Raw genomic sequence first — 18385 nt, 5'->3', positions numbered from 1 at the left:
TTATTAAATTGAAATGTTAGTTGGATCAAAACCTAGTGGGAATACTTCTTCAAAGCGGTCCTTCTTCTCATACATGTTATACCAAACATCGGCAATGAGGTCCGGATCTCCAGCCGTTCCGGGTTGTATCATGGTCCCGATGGAGAGATGTCCCACAAATACACCTTTTTCTCTCAACTCATTGTGCAGGTTGGTGGCATAATTACGAATACCGGACATCACGATTCCGCCATTCCCTACAAAAGGCAAAGGGAACATCGCAGATAAGCCCGTTGTAAATAAAATTGCACCAGAACCGTTATTTATCATCTCAGGCAATACCTCATTGACCGAAAGAACGGCAGGCAGCAAATAGCTATTTATTTGTTCTAATACACTCTGAGGCGTAGTCTCCAGCACATTTGTAAATTTATCCCACCCTGAATAAGGACTAAATTCTAATACATCGATAGAACCAAACTCTCGTTTAACAGCTTGAAAGGTTTGTTTTAAAGCAGCCAAGTCTGTGACATCCGCAGCAAAAGATTGCGCTTCAATATTTAGCTCTCTAAGTTCGTTCACTATAGCGGATAATTTGTCAGGGTTACGCGAAATGGCAGCTACTTTAAACCCGTTCTTTCCGAATTTTTTGGCTAGAGACAAACCCAATCCGGGTCCTGCACCAACTATTGCAACAGTTTTCATTTTTTATTCACTCCATTTTCTGTGATATATTAAAGTAACATGTGTTGCTTTAATGAATAATTTACAACCAATCCAATCATGCAGCAACCAACAAACCGTGCAGGAATGTTGCTATAGGAACAAGGTTGATCAATTGTCGGGTTTAAGGGGGGAGAAATGTGGCGACAAAAGTAATGAATGTAAGAACGACACGAACGAAGCAGTCTTTGATTCACGCATTTATCCATTTAGTTTCAAAAAAGGATTTTGAAAAAATAACGATAGCGGATATAACAAAGGCCGCACAAGTTAATCGAGCTACATTTTATGCACACTTTGAAGACAAATTCGAATTATTGGACTTTATTATGGGGGACTCCGCATCAGCTGCGATCGCAAACCGTACTAAAGGTGCAGTGAAATTCGATCAAGACAGCATACATCAACTCGTTTTAGCATTATGTGATTTTTATGATCAACCGAACATCCAATGTCGCAGCAGCTATGTAGGCTTGGTCGTACCGCAATTGAAAGAAAAAGCAGTAAATGAGTTGAAAGTGTATTTGTCGAAAAGTCTCGAACACATGTATACAGATGAAGAAATGAAGATTTATGTGCCTATTTATGCACAAGTTATCCATGAAGGCGCCATACAATGGGCGACTGGGAACACCATGATGAACAAAGAGGAAGTCGCCAAAAGGGTTGCATTATTAGTAATAGGCGGATTCGAATCAACTGGGCATTAGTATTCCTTTACAGGAATATTCCTTGTGTGGTATATTCTTATCAGCAAGAAACGCAGAACAAGGGAAAATCTTAAAATCATTCATAACCATGAGGAGGAATTACAATGTCAGACAACGCAATGATTTCGAGAGTAGAGAACGAGCGGGTGCTGGTGCTGGAGCGCATTTTCGATGCGCCGCGCGATCTCGTGTTCAAGATGTTTAAAGAGCCGGAGCATCTGAAACACTGGTGGGGGCCCAGAGGCTGGGAGGTTCCGGTCTGCACCGTCGATTTCCGTCCCGGCGGCGTTTGGCACTACTGCATGAAGTGCGTCGATCAGAACCAGGGTGAATTTTTCGGAATGGAATCTTGGGGCAAAGCGGTTTATAAAGAGATTGCCGAGCCGGAGAAAATCGCCTACAGGGATTATTTCTCGGATGCCGAAGGCAATTCGAATGATTCCATGCCGTCGACTGAGGTCACGCTGGAATTCATCGATTTGGGAGGCAAGACGAAGCTGGTCAACCGTGGCGAATACGTGTCGGCGGAGGCTCTCAAGACCGTCATGGACATGGGCATGCTCCAAGGCATCACCGAAACTTGGGACCGTCTGGAAGAGCGCCTGAACGAGCTCAAGTAAAGGAATATGGGAATGGCCGCTTGGCTTTGAGAGCCGGCGGCCGTTTTATTTTGGCGAATACCGGTATAGGGTACAATGGGTTGCGATAATTAAGCACAAGAGGTGCCATATGTTCACTCAAATTTCTAAAGATAGAGTTGATATTCGTCAGTCGTTAAATCAAGAAGAAGTACAATCTCTGGCAGCTGACAGCTCTATAAAAGTTGTTCAATTCTCCAATGAAGTTGACCCTGCAACTTTCCGGTTACTTAACGATTTATTGTTTTCCGTTAGAGATGACATTTGTCTTCGAGCATATGGGTTTTACAGTTCTACCTGCGATTTAAGCTTTGTTTCTTCATTACCGAATCTCAAGCGATTTACGGCAGACTGTTTAATGGACGCACAAGGGATGCATCATTTAGCCCGTTTGAGAAATTTGAAGGAGTTAGGGATAGGTATATTTAAACTTGCAAACTTCGACTTTCTAAATGAAGTTCCAGATACTTTGGAACGATTGGTTCTTGGAGCAACAAAATCAAAGAAACCAGACTTGGCTCCGTTATCAAGGTTCGCAAAGTTAAGGGAAATTTATATAGAAGGACAACGTAAAAATATTGAAGTTCTCAGTGGCCTAACAAATTTGGAAGATGTCACATTGAGGTCGATAACAACACCGGATTTGAACTACTTAGTCCCGTTAAAGAAGATGTGGTCGTTGGATATAAAGCTCGGGGGGATTAATAACTTTTCAGCAATAGAAGGTTTAACGAATATTAAATATCTGGAATTGTGGCTGATTAGAGGGTTATCCGATGTTGGATTTATTTCCGCATTGAACGGTTTGCAAAACCTCTTTTTACAATCTTTGCCTAATGTTGAAAAGTTGCCTTCGTTCGAGAATCTGACAAAGCTGAGAAGGATACGCCTGGAAAGTATGAAAGGTCTTAAGGATGTTAGCAGCTTGGAATCGGCGCCTGCATTAGAGGAATTCTCCCATATAGCTGCGAACAACATGCAACCGGAGGATTATATTGCTGTCTTGAAAAATACTTCTCTTAAACGAGTATCATGCTGGTTTGGCAGCGATAAAAAAGATAAGAGGTTTGAGGAACTAAAAAAAGAATTTAATAAAGTTTTATCGGATTGGTCGAAGTTTATTTATGAATAATTCCTGCCGAATAAGAGCTTGGGAAAGCAGTCCCGAGCTTTCTTTTTTCGGCGTTTATCGCTTGTTTGCTGGCTATTTCAGCGGTTTGCCCCACAAATTTGCGGTCTGCGCAGAATACTATAGTATCTCCGTTTGATCTACCCTCCATAACAGCATAGATATCCGAAACGAAGGGGGAAGTTTCATTTGTTGAAGCGATTTGATAAGTTGTACGGGATCGATTTGGGAACGTCCAATACGGTCATCTACGAAAAGGGGAAGGGCATCGTGCTCAGCGAGCCGTCTGTTGTCGCTTTTCACCAAAGCACAGGCGAGTTGCTGGCCGTAGGCGCGGAAGCGCAGGCGATGATCGGACGGGCTCCCGCACATGTGGACATCACGTATCCTTTGAGAAATGGCGTCATTGCCAACATTGACATGACAAGCAGCATGATTCAGCGTTTTATAAAAAAAATTCAGGGCCGCTCGTTTTTCCTGCGGAGTTCTCAAGTATACATTTCAGTCCCTTGCGGCATTACGAACGTCCAGAAGCGGGCGGTTGAACAGACAATTGTCCATAAAGGAGCCAATAAAGCAATCGCCGTCGAGGAACCGCTGGCGGCCGCGCTCGGCGCCGGAATCCCGATTGAAGAGCCGCTCGGGCATCTGGTGCTCGATATCGGCGGGGGCAGCTGCCAACTGGCCGTGCTGTCCCTCGGCGGCATTGTGACTAGCCACAAAGTGCAGCGGGCGGGCATGTCTATCGACCAGGACATCATGGATTATGTGAAGCGGCAGTACAATATGGAGATCGGAGAGCGGACTGCCGAGACGATCAAAAAAGAGATCGGCACGGCCAACCCTTACGCCCCGGAACGAACATTGGAGGTACGCGGGCGCGATCTGCTCGACGGGCTGCCCCGTTCGATCCGGCTGTCCTCCAAGGAAATCTACGCAGTTGTGGACGATTTCCTGTTCATGCTGATCGAAGCGATCCGCACGACGCTGGAACAATGCCCGCCCGAGCTAGCCGGGGATGTGCTGGAGCAAGGGATCCTTCTGTGCGGCGGCGGCGCCTTGCTGGAAGGAATCGATGCGCGCATCCGGGAGGAGACAGGGGTTCCCGTACATATCGCCGAGCAGCCGCTTGCCTGTACCGCGCTCGGCACAGGCATGATGCTGGGCAGAAACGTCAGCAAGCATGAGCCGGCTTGGCGGAAGGCAGCCCCGGAAGAAACGCCCGAGGACGAGGGCGAATAAAAAGAACGGCCATTCTCCGATGCGGGAGGATGGCCGTTTTTGCGTAATTGCGCGGTACTAACGAAAAATAGTACTACAATCGTCTCATCTTACCGGATACAATGAGCCTATCGATGTTATGACAAAGCTGCCGTGGAGGAGAGACGATGAATGTAATCATCCTGTTGCTAGGCCCGACTTTTATGATCGCAATCGGCTTGCAGGCCATGAGCAGCGTGCCTGTGACATTTGCTCTTTTCTATGGCTGGCTTTTCGGCGTCCCATTCATAGAGACCTTATTGAGCAGAAAACAAGCGTTAGCAGCGACGTTTCGACAGTGGGGGATTTGTTTTAACCGCACCAATTTGCTTCTGGGTGCCGGTTCCGGGGCAGCTTGTTTTTTGGCGATTGTAACCGGAGGATATTTCTTTCATGATCGTCTGTTCGATGCCGCAAGGCTGCAGGAATTGCTTCTGAAATGGAACTTTACGGGCAGCCAGACGGTATGGTTGATCCTGGTGCTCATCATTTTGAATCCGATTCTGGAGGAGCTGTACTGGCGCGGTTATTTGCTTCACAAGTTGGAGGGGAAATATGGCAGAGCGAAGAGCCTTTTAGCAACTTCGCTGTGGTATAGCGCGTATCATTTGCTTTCTGTCATTCCTTTGTTTAACTGGCCGTACAACTTGTTGACGGTTATTCCGGTTTTTGCCGCGGGTGTTTTCTGGGGCTTACTGCGTTTGTCCAATAAATCGCTGCTCGGCTCGATCGTGTGTCATGTGCTCGCCGATTCGGGAATTATGGCTGTGTATGTTTTGTTTTTGCAGTAATTCGCATAGGAGGGGCGGGCAGTCTGCCTGCAACTTAGCGCTTATAACCCCTGATGCGGAACTCGAATCCGCTTTTTGGGAAGTATTCGCGGTTGATGAACACGGCATCGCTCATGTGCCTGTCGATGGTGCCGCCGTAACCGGTCATTTCGTTGTTTTGCCAGACGGAGACGGGGACGGCGAAAAACATCGCATTTTCAAAATCGGCGGAGGAGCGGAGGATTTGCCCTTTTGCAAACAGAGGGCTGCTGCCGCCTTTTTCCCTGTCTTTCAGCACCTGCTCGATGATATGGATATTGTTTTTGATGCTCTTTTTGCGGAGCCGGTACCAAATCAGATTAATAAAAGCGGCGATTGCCAAAATGATGCCCATCAATACGGTGGAGTTCGCGGGAGCGGGATTATTATTGGTGAGCAAATTAATGCCGTTAAGTGTTGCAGTCAGGACAAGACCGATAAAGAAAACGAGCAAAGGAAAGACGGATTTGATCAAAATATCGATAAATGAATAGATGACGCCTTTATCCGAATCTTTCCCTTTCAGGTAAATTTGAATCACTTTCAACTGGTCGGTAGTCAAATACGTGTAAGCGTGGTAGCGTCTGATCACATTTTGTCTGGAGTTAGGAAAAGCGAGATACGAAAAGAAACTCTGTTTCGTCCTCAGCTTGCGCAGGTGCGCTTTCAACGGAGGAGCGTTCAAGGAGTTCAGCGCGTGTATCGTCCTGATCAATTCAAACAAAAAGTAGCAGACGAGATATATAATCAGTATTTTGTTATCCAAAATGGCTTTATACATGGGGAGAAATTCCATTCTTTTATTTGTTACAATAATTCTACATAATTGAAATATGTTTTACAATCCTGTCCTGTTAACTAAAGGAACAATCCGATTGGTGACGGGTTTAGTAAATAGTCGAGCTTGGGAGGCAAACGTGTATGGGACAATATCTTCAATTGGGCATTTGCCATCGTATAACCGTAGGTAAGGAACGATTGCAGAAGTTTGGTTTAACAGAAAATGATGTAGCTGCGAAGCTAAGTGAGAAGATGGATATGTCTTTGTTTACATGCCATGAGCATGAAGAGAAAATTCAGTTTATGCTAAAAGAATCCGTAGTGCTGGAACAGTTGTATGACTTTCTTCAAGGCCAGTTTTCCATGTATCCTGCCAAAGAAGATCAAGAACAATTTAATTCCACTTTAATGAAAATATCAAACATGCAGTCCATGCAAGAAATTGTGGAACTGGCAGAGGGGAAGGCATTGCGATATTTTCAAAGCAGCGATATCTACGAGCATATTGAAGCCGGGCCTTGGGACCGGATTCGGTTAACGCTGTCGCTGTTCGTATTTTTCCTTGAAGGAAAAATTATAATGGAAGAGTACATCTATTTTTTAGGCTATTTGGAGAATTTGGTGCGAGCCAATTCACAACTCACAATCGCAGGAGCATTTCGGGTAGTTATTCAATAAGGTGGGATTGAATAAAGCAATCGCGGGTCACAAGCGGCATAATTATTGAACCAGCAGCAGATATGTTATAATGAATTTAATAAACACGTTAATGGAGGGATAAAAATGATCCCCAAAAAAATGGATCAACAAACAGTCAGTGTAATTAAATCCATCCTTCAAAAACTCAATATAAATAATTCGCGTATTTTGATTGACCTCGAGAAACAGACAGTGGAAGCTCAAGAGGACGATTACTCAATTGATGATCTTTTGGAAGCAGCCGGGGCATTATCTCCTGAACGAGGCAAGGAACTTCTTGATGAAGTGAACAGATCACGCGAGGAATGGAATTCATGAGCCAGGGTTATTTGTTGGATACGAATGTTGCGATTGCCATTCTTATGAATGAAGGTAATGTTATCGATTTTGCTCAGCAAGCCTCTCGTGATAAAATGCAGATTTACTTTTCTACAATTACAGAATGTGAAGTATTTGCCGGGTTAAAACCTGAGGAACAACTTCGTGCAGAGAAGTTGTTTACAACCAGAAGATGTATAGATGTCACCTCTGACATTGCAAGACTGGCCGGCTCTATTCGCAGGGATCAGAAGAGCAAGGGACGAAAGTTGAAAACCCCTGATGCCCTTATTATTGCTACAGCCCTGGTTAATGATCTCATATTAGTATCTAGAGACTCTGATATGAGTTTTGTTCAGAGCGAATTAGAAATTCCGCTTTTTAAAATATAACTTAATGCCTCCTCGCCAAGTATGATATTGAGAAGCTAAAGGAACAGCAGCATTAAAATTAAATACAGACACCCCACGGTAGTAATGATTTTAATTACTGCCGTTTATTTTTCTTAAAGGTACCACAGATAAAACGGACACGGTGATGTGGTAAGCTATATGGATAGTACTGGAAAACGAAACTGAACTCGTACCAACAATATTTAAGGGCTCGCTGGTATGATCCGAGTATGAGGCTGTTTGTGCAGGAGGATACGTATAAGGGGCAAGTGGATACTTTAAGTCAGAATAGGTTTACTTAGCCCATAGGTGGATAAAGACGGATAAAGGCGATGGCGGAACGAACTTGATACGTGTTAAACCCAAGGTTCTTTTTGGACGGACGGAAAAAGATTTCAATGGGCCACCATTTGGCGTAAAAGGCCGAAATGGTTTCCGTCTCCAGGTAAATGTCCGTGCGCAGGAAAGCACGCAGCGCCCCAAAAGCGGAGCGCGCTTTATCTCTATTCTTTTGAATTTACAAAAATACCTTATCACCGACTCGAATTTGGCCTGTCCTGGTAACCGAAGCATATACGCCGAACGTCAAATTCATCTCTTCGTTTACTTTTTTTAGCAGAGAGGGGTCGCGTTCCAGCGTATCCGGGTCAATGGTAATCATGGAGCAACGTTCGCAAAACTGATCGACCTGCAATTCCGCACCGCCCACCGACAATCTTTTGCCGATCCAGTCGCTTTCGGACAATGTATTGTCGCGGGCGGAGATGACCAAGTTTGCTCTAAACCGGCGATGATCGAGGCTCTTTCCCCAAATCGTTTCCAGCTTGCGCAATGTGGAGTCCGTAATGATCAGGACACTGGCCGAATCGACCGACATAAGGTCGGGGTTCTCCGGGTTCTGGGCCCTGTAGGCCGTCATGGACATTTTTGTTCTGGAGTATGTCTGGATTTCGTTCAGCAGCTCTTCATTCCAGCCGAAGGACTGCCCGTCAGGAGATGTAACACGTATTTCCTCATCGACGAGCTTTGCCTTGTAGGCGAGCATTTTGGGGATTTTTCTGGCGGTAATAAAGCTCTCCCATCCCTTCCGCGTCTCATCGTAAAAAGCGCAAAAACGGTCGCCGTATAATCCGTACGAATCGATTTTGCAAGCTTCCAAACGCTCTCCTGCAAATGATTTTACTGGGTACCGGTATATTTCCTGAATCTTCCCAATCTCTAAAGTCAACCCTGTGACCCTCCATTATCGAAATTTATATATCTTGCGACAGGCGTACCATATCTACAACTTGGATCCCGTTTTCAAATATTTGTTCATTGTAATGTCTGATAAAAAAATCTCTGTCGACTCCGGTTATTCGAAAGCCGCATTTTTGATAAAGAGCCAACTGTCCCACACCCGAATTGCCGGTGCCGATCTCAATCGTTTTATAACCGAGCGACTTTGCACGTTGAATGGCATGGTTCACCAGCTGTTTCCCAATGCCCTTGCCTTGATGGTTCTCATCAACCGCAATATTGACGATTTCCACTGTCTCAGGCCTTGTTGGCAGCAGGACATATACGCCTACGATGCCGCCGTCCATTTTGGCGACGAAACATTCGCCGCGTTGTATATATTCGCCAACTAGTTTTTGGGAAGGATCGGCTAATAAAAGCAGCTCCATTGGAGGCTGTTCATTGGGATGTAATTTTAAAATTTCCATCTCGGTTTCTCCTTGAATTGATATTGTATACCCGTGACAACTAAATGGCTCATCAACTTATTATAACAGGTATTTCATGCCTATACGTATTGGCGTACCACATAATAAAATCGAAGCTGGTACTATAATTGGTGATGTTATCTTTACAAGCTGAGGTGGGGATATGGAACAAGCCATTGCAAAGTACGAAAAAAATGCCTTGGAAGAGAGGACGCTGAATCAGAGGATCGCTACATGCCGGGATTGTATAGGTATTCTACTAGACTATATCTCAATCAACGCGGATTCCATTCATATCCTTACAGTGGAGGAGATTGTTTCTTCGATACATGCAATAAGCCAAGACTTGGATACGGAATTGCTTCATTTAAGGCTGGAAAAGGGGAGGCTGGAGTATAAAATCAAATGCCGCAATGAGCAATGATGCTGGTTACTTTCTGCCATCGTTCCATGTTATGGTACAATGGCAGAGAGTATGGCGGTATTTTGCTGGGTCCTTGTCCGATAAAACAGACAAGGCGGCCCGGTTCCGGCGCTCCCGCCGATTCCCGCAACATAGCCAATGTCAGGAGGATTTGTTTGAAAACATTCGTGCAGCAGTGGTCCGTATGTTTTGCAATGGCAAGTTTGATTTTGTTACCCGGATGCTTGTCATCGGAAAAAGCGGTATCCGGCGAAACGCCCGCGCCCGTGCAGGCAACAGCAGCGCCAAAAGCGGCGGAGGAGCTATATCCTTATTATGTTTTGGACGATAAAAGAAGATGGGGGTACATGAATCAGGAGGGGAAACCGGTTATAGAGCCGGCTTTCGATACCGCGGAATTTTTTTTGAAGCAAGGCGTTGCAGTGGTAGGAATCCTTGGGAAAGAGCACGGTTATAGGTACGGGATGATCGACCGGTCCGGCAATTATTTGCTGAATCTGGTTTACACAAGTATCAAGGAGTTTGAAGGCGGCTTTGCGGCCGAGACCGAGTCGAAACAAATCGTACTTCTCGATGAACGCGGTCAAAAGGTCAAGGAATTGGAGGGCGACCTGTACTCCATAGCCGAGGGCAAAGCGGCCGTCAAGGTAGACGGGAAGTTCGGATATATCGACAAAACCGGGGCATTCCTGATTCAGCCGCAGTACAAGTATGCGACCGCTTTTCAAGAGGGCAAGGCGCTTGTGCAAACATCGGACGGCAAGGATTTGTTAATTAATGAAAAAGGAGAGCAGTTGGGTGCGTATCAGGCCAAAAGCTTGCTCCCGTTTTCCAACGGGATGGCTCCGGTCAGAAAGACGGATCATTCCAAATGGGGCTATTTCGATGAGAGCGGCAGTCTGGCTATTGCCGATACATTCGAGGATGCGGATGCTTTCCATGAAGATCGGGCCGTCGTCAAAGTGAACTACGGTGCGGAAACCGGGCTTATCGATGCGAAGGGCAAATACGTGCTGCCGCCCCAATACGGCGCCATCGAATACATCGGCAAATCGCTGTGGAAGGTCGCCCGGCAGGACTACCTCCATCCTGAAATCGAAGATAAGGCATTATACAAATTCGCCTTGTTCGACCAAGACGGCAAGCAGGTGACGGAATACAAGTTCGACGAGGTGTCCGAATTTCAGGACGGTTACAGCGGCGTAAGCGATGGGCTGGATTCCTATTTCATCGACGAAAAGGGGCAAAAGGTGCAGACGCTGCCGGTCATCCGCGGAATAGGGTCAATCAAGCTGAATCAAAGTCTGATTTATGCCGATGTGGACAACCGACTGCAATACGTAACCAAGGACGGCCAAGTCGTCTGGAAGGCCGAGTATCGTAAAGAGCTGGGCGGCGGCGCCGTTTTGAAGGAAGCCAAAGTAAGACCGCACCGCAATGACCTGTTTTACTATCCGGTTATCGAGGGGCTACAGGATGCCGCCGTGCAAAAGCGGATCAATGATGAGTTTAAACCAAAATCTTCGGCGGATGCGACCATCGTCGATGAGATATGGACCCATACGGAAGGCGATTTCTCGGTCCAAATGTTCAAGAAGGATCTGCTTGTTGTAGATTCTAGCGGTGATTCTTACAACTACGGCGCTGCGCACGGTATGCCTTATCAGGAATATACTCACGTCAATATTCGCACAGGCGACGTCTACCGGCTTCCGGATTTGTTCCAGCCGGGCAAAGATTACCTTGGCCAAATCAGCAGCCTGATGCGGGTCCAGATGGAGCGCGATGCGGACGAGATGGGCATGTTCCCGGAAGCCGTGCGGGATTTCAAGGGCATCGCGGAGGATCAAAGGTTTTATATCGATAGTGAAGTGCTGAACATTTATTTCTACCCTTACGATATGGGTCCTTATTCGGCGGGGTTTATCACCTTCCGCATTCCGCTGGCGGACCTGGATGCGTACATCGATAAGCAGGGAGCGTTCTGGAAGTCTTTTCACGAGTAGGCTTCCTGCATTCTAGCGGTCACGTGAAATTCATATTCTTCATAAAGGAAATCCATGAACTGTGTGGAAACTGTTTGTATAACCAAGTTATGAGAGGTATGCGATCATGAATGTAACGGAAGCGTATGTGGACAGTCTGGCGCTGAACAGCAGCGCGATTAAGAACGGCAAAGATTTGGTCAAGAAAAACAGTTTTCCGCTGCTTGGCCGGTCGGAGGACGGGACGCTCATTTTTGGAGAGTGCAAGGGCAGCGGGAAAGAGCCGTATCGCTGCTCGGTCGATTGGATCAAAGAAGGAAGCCCGGTGTTTCGCTGCACTTGTCCGAGCCGGCAGTTTCCTTGCAAGCATAATTTGGGTTTGATGTACGCTTACGCGGCTGGGAAACCATTCGAAACGGCTCCCATTCCTGCGGATATATTGGAAAAACGGGAGAAGGCCGAGAAGCGGGAGGAAAAGAAGAGCGCGGCTGCAAGCCCGGATAGCCCGGACAGTCCGGATAGCCCGGCTCCCAAGCGCAAGACAAATAAGTCGGCGCTGGCGAAAAAAATAGCCGCCCAGTTGGAAGGCATCGCCATCGCGGAGAAGCTGGTGCTGCAGTTGGTGCAGTCGGGACTGGGCAGCGTGGACCGGAAGGCGCTGCAAACTGTCGAGGATCAGGCGAAGCAGCTCGGCAACTACTACATCCCGGGCATCCAGACGGAGCTTCGCGGCCTGGCGTTTCAGTTCCGGTCCGAGGATGACAGGGAATCCGTGTACTCGAATGCGATGGAGCGCCTGACGGTTTTGCAGACGCTGATCAGGAAGGGCAGAGAGCATCTGCAGAACAGGCTGGAGAACCCGGATGCGCCCATGGATACGGAGACGACGTTGGAGGAAGGAATCGGCCATGCCTGGCAGCTTGCCGAACTTCGGGAACATGGGCGTGTCCGCAAGGACGCCGAGCTGGTCCAGCTGGCTTTTCGCTCTTATACCGATCAGGCGCGGGGCGAGTACGTCGATGAGGGGTTCTGGTGCGATCTGGAGACCGGCCAAATTCATACCACGCGGACGTACCGGCCTTTTCGCGCAGCGAAGTACATACGCGAGGACGATTCCTTTTTTCAGGTGGCGTGCGCCCAGGAGTTGTTTCAATACCCCGGGGAGCTGAATGCCAGAGTGCGCTGGGAGGAAGCGACGATTCGCGAAGCCGGAGCGGCGGATTATGCGGCGATTCGCGCCCATGCCCGGAAGTCATGGCCGGAAACGATCAAGCAGGTGAAAAACCAGATTAAAAATCCGCTTTCCGATAAGCATCCGGTCATGCTGCTGTATGCGGACCAAATCCAGCGGACCGCAGATACGTATGTCCTCATAGATGAACAGGGCAAGCGGCTCCCTCTTGCGGATATCGCCTATTTGGACCAGCCGGCCGTATCGCTGCTGCCTATGCTGAATAGGGAATGGACCAAGCGGCAGGCGGTTCTGGTTATGTTCGAGCATAACATGCGGAACAACCGGTTGGAGGCGCAGCCTCTTAGCATTATCACTCCGAACGAGGTCATTCGATTGCTGTACTGACGACAAGAACTGAAGCTGGGAGACGAATCCATGAGTATAGACATTTTATTCGAGCTGCAGCATGAGGTGCGGCGCTTGTTTATAGCGGGAAGCGGGATGGCGGCGGGGGATTTGCGCCTGCAAAAAATGCTTCCCTCCTTGCAGAAGCTCGGCGAATCCGCACCCGTATTCAACAGGCTGGCGCAAGCTGTCGGCGGGGTGCTTGAAGCGGAGGCGGGCAGTTCGGCGGCCAGGCTGCTTGAGCTGGGAACGCTGCTGAACTCCGTCCTGTACACGCAAGGCAAGACGGATACGGAGGGCGAGCTTGTCCCGGTCGAAGGCACGGATGCCAGGCTTTCCACCCGCGTTCCGTACAGGAAGCTGCAGCCTGTCATCGAAGCGCTGACGACGAAGGGGCAAGGCAGATGGGAGCAGATCCGCCAGGCTTACGAGGAAGGGCTGTTCGAAGATTTTCGCCTCGTATCCGCTGCGGTAAGCGCCCTGGACGACAGTTACGCCGAGATTCCTGAGTATCTGCAGCGCAATGTGCTGCCGGCCTACGGGAAGGAAGCTCTTCCGGCGCTGCAGCGGCAGTTCAGGATCGATGGAGGCAAGGGCGACGCCCGCAGGCTTGAGATGATCCACGATCTGCTTCAACAAGCGAGCCTGGAGCTTCTCCTGCAGGCAGCCAAGGAAGGCTCGGCGGAAGTGCGCTCCGCCGCCATCGAGCTTCTCGGCGAGTATCCCGAGCAGGAAGAGTTTATATTGGAGCAAGCGGATGACAGGAAAAAGGAAATCCGCAGAGCGGCCTTGTTCGCGTTGTCCCGGCTTGGGACAGAGCAAGCGATCGCCCGCCTGTACCGGGCGCTCCATTCCAGGGACCGGGACATCGCGATCGAACCCGTGCAGCTGTGCAAAGCCAACGATCTGACGCTTTCGGTCATTGGCAGCGCGGAGAGCGCATTGGAACGAATAGTCCGGAAAACGGACGTGCAAAGCGCAGCGGACGAACTGCTCGCGGCTATTCACAGCTTGCGTGGAAAGAGAGTGCCGGAAGTTGTTGAATTATTGAAAAAGCTGCTGGCAGCCCCGGCGTTTATCGTACCGGAGACGGAAGCCGCCCAGGAGGCCGCAGCGGAGCTGCTGCTGCGGCTGGATTTGCCGGAAGCCGACCGCTTTGCGGTTACGCTGCATGAAGCGCATAACCGCAAGTTCATCGCCTACAGCTTCAAAGCGGCGGTGAAGATCCTGCCCGCAGAGGACGTCTATGAACGCTTTTGCCATGATCTCAAGGATAAGCGGCAGCCTGCGGCCAAGGAGCTGATTCGTTCTTTTCATGAAATCACGCCAACCTTGGAGCAGCAATTGCGGGGCAATCCCGCACGCGGAGCCGTCGGCAGTCAGATGCAGGGATGGGATCCGAGATGGGTGCGGTTGTTCGTGAAGCTGGATGAGGAAGAGCTGGTTTGCAGGCTTGCCACGGATGCAGATGACAAAGTCGCGGATTATTTGATCAAAAAATGCCAACAGACCCCGAATTTCAACCGGTCGCGAACAGTGAATATGCTGCTGGCGCTTTTCCGGATCGGATACCGGGACGCTGCGGAAATGTTGATGAGCGTTCTCGAAGGCGGAGGCGCCAAGCAGTTCTATTATTTAGACCGCACGCAGCTCGCGCTGCTTGCCTCGCTGCCCCGAAACTACGCGGAGAGATTGCGGGCATTCGCAGAAAGCCTTTCCTATGAAGGAATGAAACAGCAACTGCTGGACATCGCGGAAGCGGCAGCCGCCAAGCCGGAGGAATCGGAACAAGCGGGGCCATCGGAACAAGAGGAGAAAGGATTGGGAATATGGGGATGGATCAAAAACAAAATGTCGTAAGATTGCCTTCCGAAAAGCTGTACGCGGAGGAGCTTGAAGCGTTGAAAAAATTCGATCAGGATGCCAAGCCCGCCGGCTGGCAGCTTTCTCCGAAAGCGGTGCTTACTTTTTTGACCGGCGGAAATGTCAAGGGCGTGGCTATTACGCCGAAATATATCGGCAACAGGCGGCTGGTGGAGATGGCGATCGCCACTTTGCTGACCGACCGGGCGCTGCTGCTCATCGGGGAGCCCGGAACGGCGAAATCGTGGCTTTCCGAAAATCTCACGGCCGCCATCCACGGAGAATCTTCCAAGGTCATTCAGGGCACGGCTGGGACGAGCGAGGAGCAAATCCGCTACTCCTGGAACTACGCGATGCTGCTCGCTCAAGGACCGTCGGATCAGGCGCTGATCAAAAGCCCGATTTTCCGCGCTATGGAGACCGGCGGCATTGCCCGGTTCGAAGAAATTTCGCGCTGCGCCTCGGAGGTGCAGGATGCGTTAATCTCGATCTTGTCGGAGAAGACGATCTCGATTCCTGAGCTGGGCAGAGAAGTGTCGGCAGCGCGCGGCTTTTCCGTTATTGCTACGGCGAATACGCGCGACCGCGGTGTGAACGAGATGTCGGCGGCGCTCAAACGGCGCTTCAACATCATCGTACTGCCCTCGCCTTCGGATATCGATACGGAGGTGGAGATCGTCCGCAAGCGCGTCGGCGAAATTTCCGCGAGCTACGAGCTCCGGGCCGCACTGCCGGACGAGGAAGCCGTGCGCAAGGTGGTTACGGTTTTCCGCGAGCTGCGGAGCGGGATGACTTTGGACGGCAAGGAGAAGGTGAAAGGGCCGAGCGGGGTTATTTCGACAGCGGAAGCCATTTCGCTGTTAACCGGCAGCATGGCGCTTGCGGGCAGCTTCGGCAGCGGGCAGATCAGCGAGGAGGATATTGCCGCCGGGCTGCAAGGGGCTATTGTGAAGGATGAAGAGAAGGACCGCCTCGTCTGGAAGGAATATTTGGAAAATGTAATGAAAAAGCGGGGATCGACATGGAGAAATCTGTACTACGCGTGCTCGGAGATGAACAATTAAGCCGCGGGCAGGGGTTCCACGTATTCGGTATACGGCATTTATCTCCTGCGGGCGCTTATCATTTGCTCGCCTTTCTGGACGAAGTGAAGCCGACGGCCGTCCTCGTTGAAGGGCCCGCCGATGCGAGCGGGTACATCGGTCAACTGACAGCGCGGGGCGTCGTGCCGCCGGTGGCCATTTTGGCTTATACGGACCAACTGCCGGTACGGACGCTGCTGTATCCTTTTGCCGATTATTCGCCGGAATATCAGGCTTTTCAGTGGGCGGTGCGAAACAAGGCGCACGCGGCTTTCATCGATCTGCCGTCGGAGACTTCACTGGCGCTTTATGAGCAAAGAAAAAGGCGTTCGGCAGGGGACGATGCAGCGGCGGATGAGAGCGGCGGTGATTTCAGCTTTGCCCGGTACCAGAACGGGCTCTACCGGCAGCTTGCCGAACTGGAGGATGAACCGGATTACGAGTCGTTCTGGGAGCGGCATTTTGAGCATAACGCGAACAAGGATGCGTACCGCAAAGCGGTGTACCAATTTTCGGCGCAGATGCGCGGCTTGACCGAACGGGAGGAATGGCGGTCCGCACCGGCCGATGCCGCCTACAACGAGATTCGCGAAGCTTATATGAGGCGCAAAATAAAGGATGCCATCGAGTCCGGGCACAAGCCCGAGAACATTGTCGTCATTACGGGCGCTCATCACGCTTCGGCGATGGATTTCCGCTTCCCGTGCATGAGCGATGAAGAGATGGCAAGCCTGCCCAAAGCTTCAACCAAGCTGACCTTGATGCCTTACTCGTACTATAAGTTGTCCACACACTCCGGTTATGGAGCCGGGAATCAGGCCCCCGCTTATTTTGAGCTGTTTTGGCAGTGCTTGCGGCAGGGGGATTTGAACAGGCTGCCCTCCTTGTACTTTTCCCAGGTAGCGGCGCACCTTCGGGAGCACGGAACTTTCCGGTCGACGGCTTCGCTGATCGAAGGCGTGCGGCTGGCCGAGGCGCTTGCCGCTCTGCATGACGGCAGTTTGCCGACCTGGAAAGACTTGCGCGATGCGGCGACCGTCACGCTTGGCTACGGAGAGTTCTCCGCCATCGCGGAGGCTCTGGCCAGGACGGACGTCGGCACGGCAATCGGAAGCTTGCCGGAAGGAGTCAGCCAAACGCCGGTTCAGGATGATTTGAACCGGGAACTGAAGCGGCTCAAGCTGGAGAAGTACAAATCGGCGGTAGCAGCGGCGCTGGAGCTGGATTTGCGCGAAAACCGCAGAGTGCAGTCCGGGGAGGCGGCGTATCTCGATTTACACCGCTCGGTTCTGCTGCACCGCCTGGAGCTGCTGGGCATCAGCTTTGCCCGGAAACAGAAGGTCAACCAGGACTCGGCGTCCTGGGCCGAGCACTGGGTGCTGCATTGGACGCCGGAAGCGGAAATTCAAGCGGTGGAATCCACGTTGAAAGGTGAAACGATCGAGCTTGCGGCCGCGTTCGTGCTGAAGGAGCGCCTCGAAGGCTGCGGCGATATCGCGGAGGCTTCCCGCATGATCCGTCTGGCCTGCGATTGCGGTTTGACGGAGCTGATGGAGCAGGCCAAAGCCGCGCTGCAGCGGCTCGCCGTGGATGCCGGAAGCTTCGAGCAGATCGCTTCCGCGGCCTACGAGCTGTCCGTATTGATCCGCTACGGATCGGTGCGGCGCATTGAGACGGAGACGCTGGTTCCGCTGCTTCAGCAGTTGTTTTTGCGGGGAACGCTGCTGCTGGTCGATGCTGCGGCATGCAACGATGACGCGGCCCATGGCATGGTCAAAGCGATTCAGGCGCTGCACGGCATTTCCCAAGACCATTATGAAGCGGTCGACGATGAGCTTTGGCTGAAAAAGCTGCTGGAGCTTTCCTCACGGGACGACCGCAATGCGAAGCTGTCGGGGTTCGCTTTTGCCATCCTGCTGGAGCGGAACGTGATTTCCGATGAAAAGTGCGCGCAGGAAGTTTCGCGCAGGCTGTCGCCCGGCATCCCGGTCGATCTGGGAGCGGGCTGGTTCGAGGGGCTGTCGATGCGCAACCGGTATGCGCTGTTGTCCCGGGTCTCGCTGTGGCAGCAGCTCGACACCTACATCGCATCGCTGGAGAAGGAGCCTTTCCAGCGTTCCCTCGTGTTTCTCCGCCGGGCTTTCGGCGCGTTTGAGCCGAGGGAGAAAGCGGCCGTCGCCGAAATGATGGGCGACATTTGGGGCGTCAGCCCGGACGAGACGGGCGCTGTGCTGCAGCGTCCGCTGAGCGAGGAAGAAAAGGAGACGCTGGATGAGCTCAACGATTTCGATTTTGGAGACTTGTAGCCT

Annotated in this window: 17 protein-coding genes and 1 pseudogene; 13 read left to right on the top strand and 5 right to left on the bottom strand. The window is 50.6% G+C overall.

What is annotated here, in order from left to right; genetic code table 11:
- Window positions 1–3: 3 nt before the first annotated feature.
- Window positions 4–684 (bottom strand): SDR family NAD(P)-dependent oxidoreductase, encoded by a 681-nt coding sequence (locus AC0LWT_RS33525; protein WP_474685757.1) that lies wholly within the window; start codon window positions 682–684, stop codon window positions 4–6.
- A 158-nt stretch (window positions 685–842) separates the two neighbouring features.
- Here AC0LWT_RS33525 and AC0LWT_RS33520 point away from each other — a divergent pair, with 158 nt between their 5' ends.
- The 5 genes from AC0LWT_RS33520 (at window position 843) to AC0LWT_RS33500 (ending at window position 5230) form a co-directional block, all read left to right on the top strand.
- Entirely contained in the window at window positions 843–1412 is a 570-nt protein-coding gene (locus tag AC0LWT_RS33520) for a TetR/AcrR family transcriptional regulator (RefSeq protein WP_474685755.1), read from the top strand.
- 104 nt (window positions 1413–1516) lie between these two features.
- A complete protein-coding gene (locus tag AC0LWT_RS33515; RefSeq protein WP_474685753.1) occupies window positions 1517–2032 on the top strand; it encodes an SRPBCC domain-containing protein in 516 nt (171 codons plus the stop codon).
- Window positions 2033–2141: 109 nt separating this feature from the next.
- Window positions 2142–3182 (top strand): hypothetical protein, encoded by a 1041-nt coding sequence (locus AC0LWT_RS33510; protein WP_474685751.1) that lies wholly within the window; start codon window positions 2142–2144, stop codon window positions 3180–3182.
- Between the two features lie 186 nt (window positions 3183–3368).
- Window positions 3369–4421 carry a rod shape-determining protein gene (gene mreB, locus AC0LWT_RS33505; RefSeq protein ID WP_474685749.1) on the top strand — a complete coding sequence of 351 codons (1053 nt, stop codon included), beginning with the start codon at window positions 3369–3371 and terminating at the stop codon, window positions 4419–4421.
- A gap of 146 nt (window positions 4422–4567) precedes the next feature.
- Complete coding sequence (locus AC0LWT_RS33500; protein WP_474685747.1) at window positions 4568–5230, top strand: CPBP family intramembrane glutamic endopeptidase; 663 nt, start codon at window positions 4568–4570, stop codon at window positions 5228–5230.
- 34 nt (window positions 5231–5264) lie between these two features.
- Here the strand turns inward: AC0LWT_RS33500 and AC0LWT_RS33495 are convergent, their stop codons facing one another.
- Window positions 5265–6029 carry a hypothetical protein gene (locus AC0LWT_RS33495; RefSeq protein WP_474685745.1) on the bottom strand — a complete coding sequence of 255 codons (765 nt, stop codon included), beginning with the start codon at window positions 6027–6029 and terminating at the stop codon, window positions 5265–5267.
- A 140-nt stretch (window positions 6030–6169) separates the two neighbouring features.
- Between AC0LWT_RS33495 and AC0LWT_RS33490 the strand changes: the two genes are divergently transcribed.
- The 3 genes from AC0LWT_RS33490 (at window position 6170) to AC0LWT_RS33480 (ending at window position 7437) form a co-directional block, all read left to right on the top strand.
- Entirely contained in the window at window positions 6170–6706 is a 537-nt protein-coding gene (locus AC0LWT_RS33490) for a hypothetical protein (RefSeq protein ID WP_474685743.1), read from the top strand.
- 105 nt (window positions 6707–6811) lie between these two features.
- A complete protein-coding gene (locus AC0LWT_RS33485; RefSeq protein ID WP_474685741.1) occupies window positions 6812–7045 on the top strand; it encodes a hypothetical protein in 234 nt (77 codons plus the stop codon).
- A complete protein-coding gene (locus tag AC0LWT_RS33480) occupies window positions 7042–7437 on the top strand; it encodes a type II toxin-antitoxin system VapC family toxin (RefSeq protein ID WP_474685739.1) in 396 nt (131 codons plus the stop codon). The genes AC0LWT_RS33485 and AC0LWT_RS33480 overlap by 4 nt, the downstream gene beginning before the upstream one ends.
- A gap of 284 nt (window positions 7438–7721) precedes the next feature.
- On the opposite strand, the pseudogene AC0LWT_RS33475 reads toward AC0LWT_RS33480, so the two are convergent.
- The 3 genes and pseudogenes from AC0LWT_RS33475 to AC0LWT_RS33465 form a co-directional block, all read right to left on the bottom strand.
- Window positions 7722–7915 (bottom strand): annotated as a pseudogene (locus tag AC0LWT_RS33475) (IS701 family transposase); the annotation flags it as partial.
- Window positions 7916–7954: 39 nt separating this feature from the next.
- Window positions 7955–8665 carry an MOSC domain-containing protein gene (locus AC0LWT_RS33470; protein WP_474685737.1) on the bottom strand — a complete coding sequence of 237 codons (711 nt, stop codon included), beginning with the start codon at window positions 8663–8665 and terminating at the stop codon, window positions 7955–7957.
- Between the two features lie 25 nt (window positions 8666–8690).
- Entirely contained in the window at window positions 8691–9143 is a 453-nt protein-coding gene (locus tag AC0LWT_RS33465) for a GNAT family N-acetyltransferase (RefSeq protein ID WP_474685735.1), read from the bottom strand.
- A gap of 579 nt (window positions 9144–9722) precedes the next feature.
- On the opposite strand from AC0LWT_RS33465, the gene AC0LWT_RS33460 reads away from it, so the two are divergent.
- The 5 genes from AC0LWT_RS33460 (at window position 9723) to AC0LWT_RS33440 (ending at window position 18382) form a co-directional block, all read left to right on the top strand.
- The gene (locus AC0LWT_RS33460) at window positions 9723–11573 is read left to right on the top strand and encodes a WG repeat-containing protein (protein WP_474685733.1); all 1851 of its coding nucleotides are present in this window, start codon (window positions 9723–9725) and stop codon (window positions 11571–11573) included.
- 106 nt (window positions 11574–11679) lie between these two features.
- Window positions 11680–13131 carry an SWIM zinc finger family protein gene (locus tag AC0LWT_RS33455; protein WP_474685731.1) on the top strand — a complete coding sequence of 484 codons (1452 nt, stop codon included), beginning with the start codon at window positions 11680–11682 and terminating at the stop codon, window positions 13129–13131.
- 30 nt (window positions 13132–13161) lie between these two features.
- The gene (locus AC0LWT_RS33450) at window positions 13162–14991 is read left to right on the top strand and encodes a HEAT repeat domain-containing protein (protein ID WP_474685729.1); all 1830 of its coding nucleotides are present in this window, start codon (window positions 13162–13164) and stop codon (window positions 14989–14991) included.
- A complete protein-coding gene (locus AC0LWT_RS33445; RefSeq protein ID WP_474685727.1) occupies window positions 14967–16058 on the top strand; it encodes an ATP-binding protein in 1092 nt (363 codons plus the stop codon). Before AC0LWT_RS33450 ends, AC0LWT_RS33445 begins: the two co-directional genes overlap by 25 nt.
- Window positions 16016–18382: a DUF5682 family protein gene (locus tag AC0LWT_RS33440; protein WP_474685725.1), complete on the top strand. Its 2367-nt coding sequence runs from the start codon at window positions 16016–16018 to the stop codon at window positions 18380–18382. Before AC0LWT_RS33445 ends, AC0LWT_RS33440 begins: the two co-directional genes overlap by 43 nt.
- Window positions 18383–18385 lie beyond the last annotated feature (3 nt).

The organism is Paenibacillus sp. sgz302164, from assembly GCF_056120505.1.
This window is presented reverse-complemented; position numbering and strand designations above follow the sequence as displayed.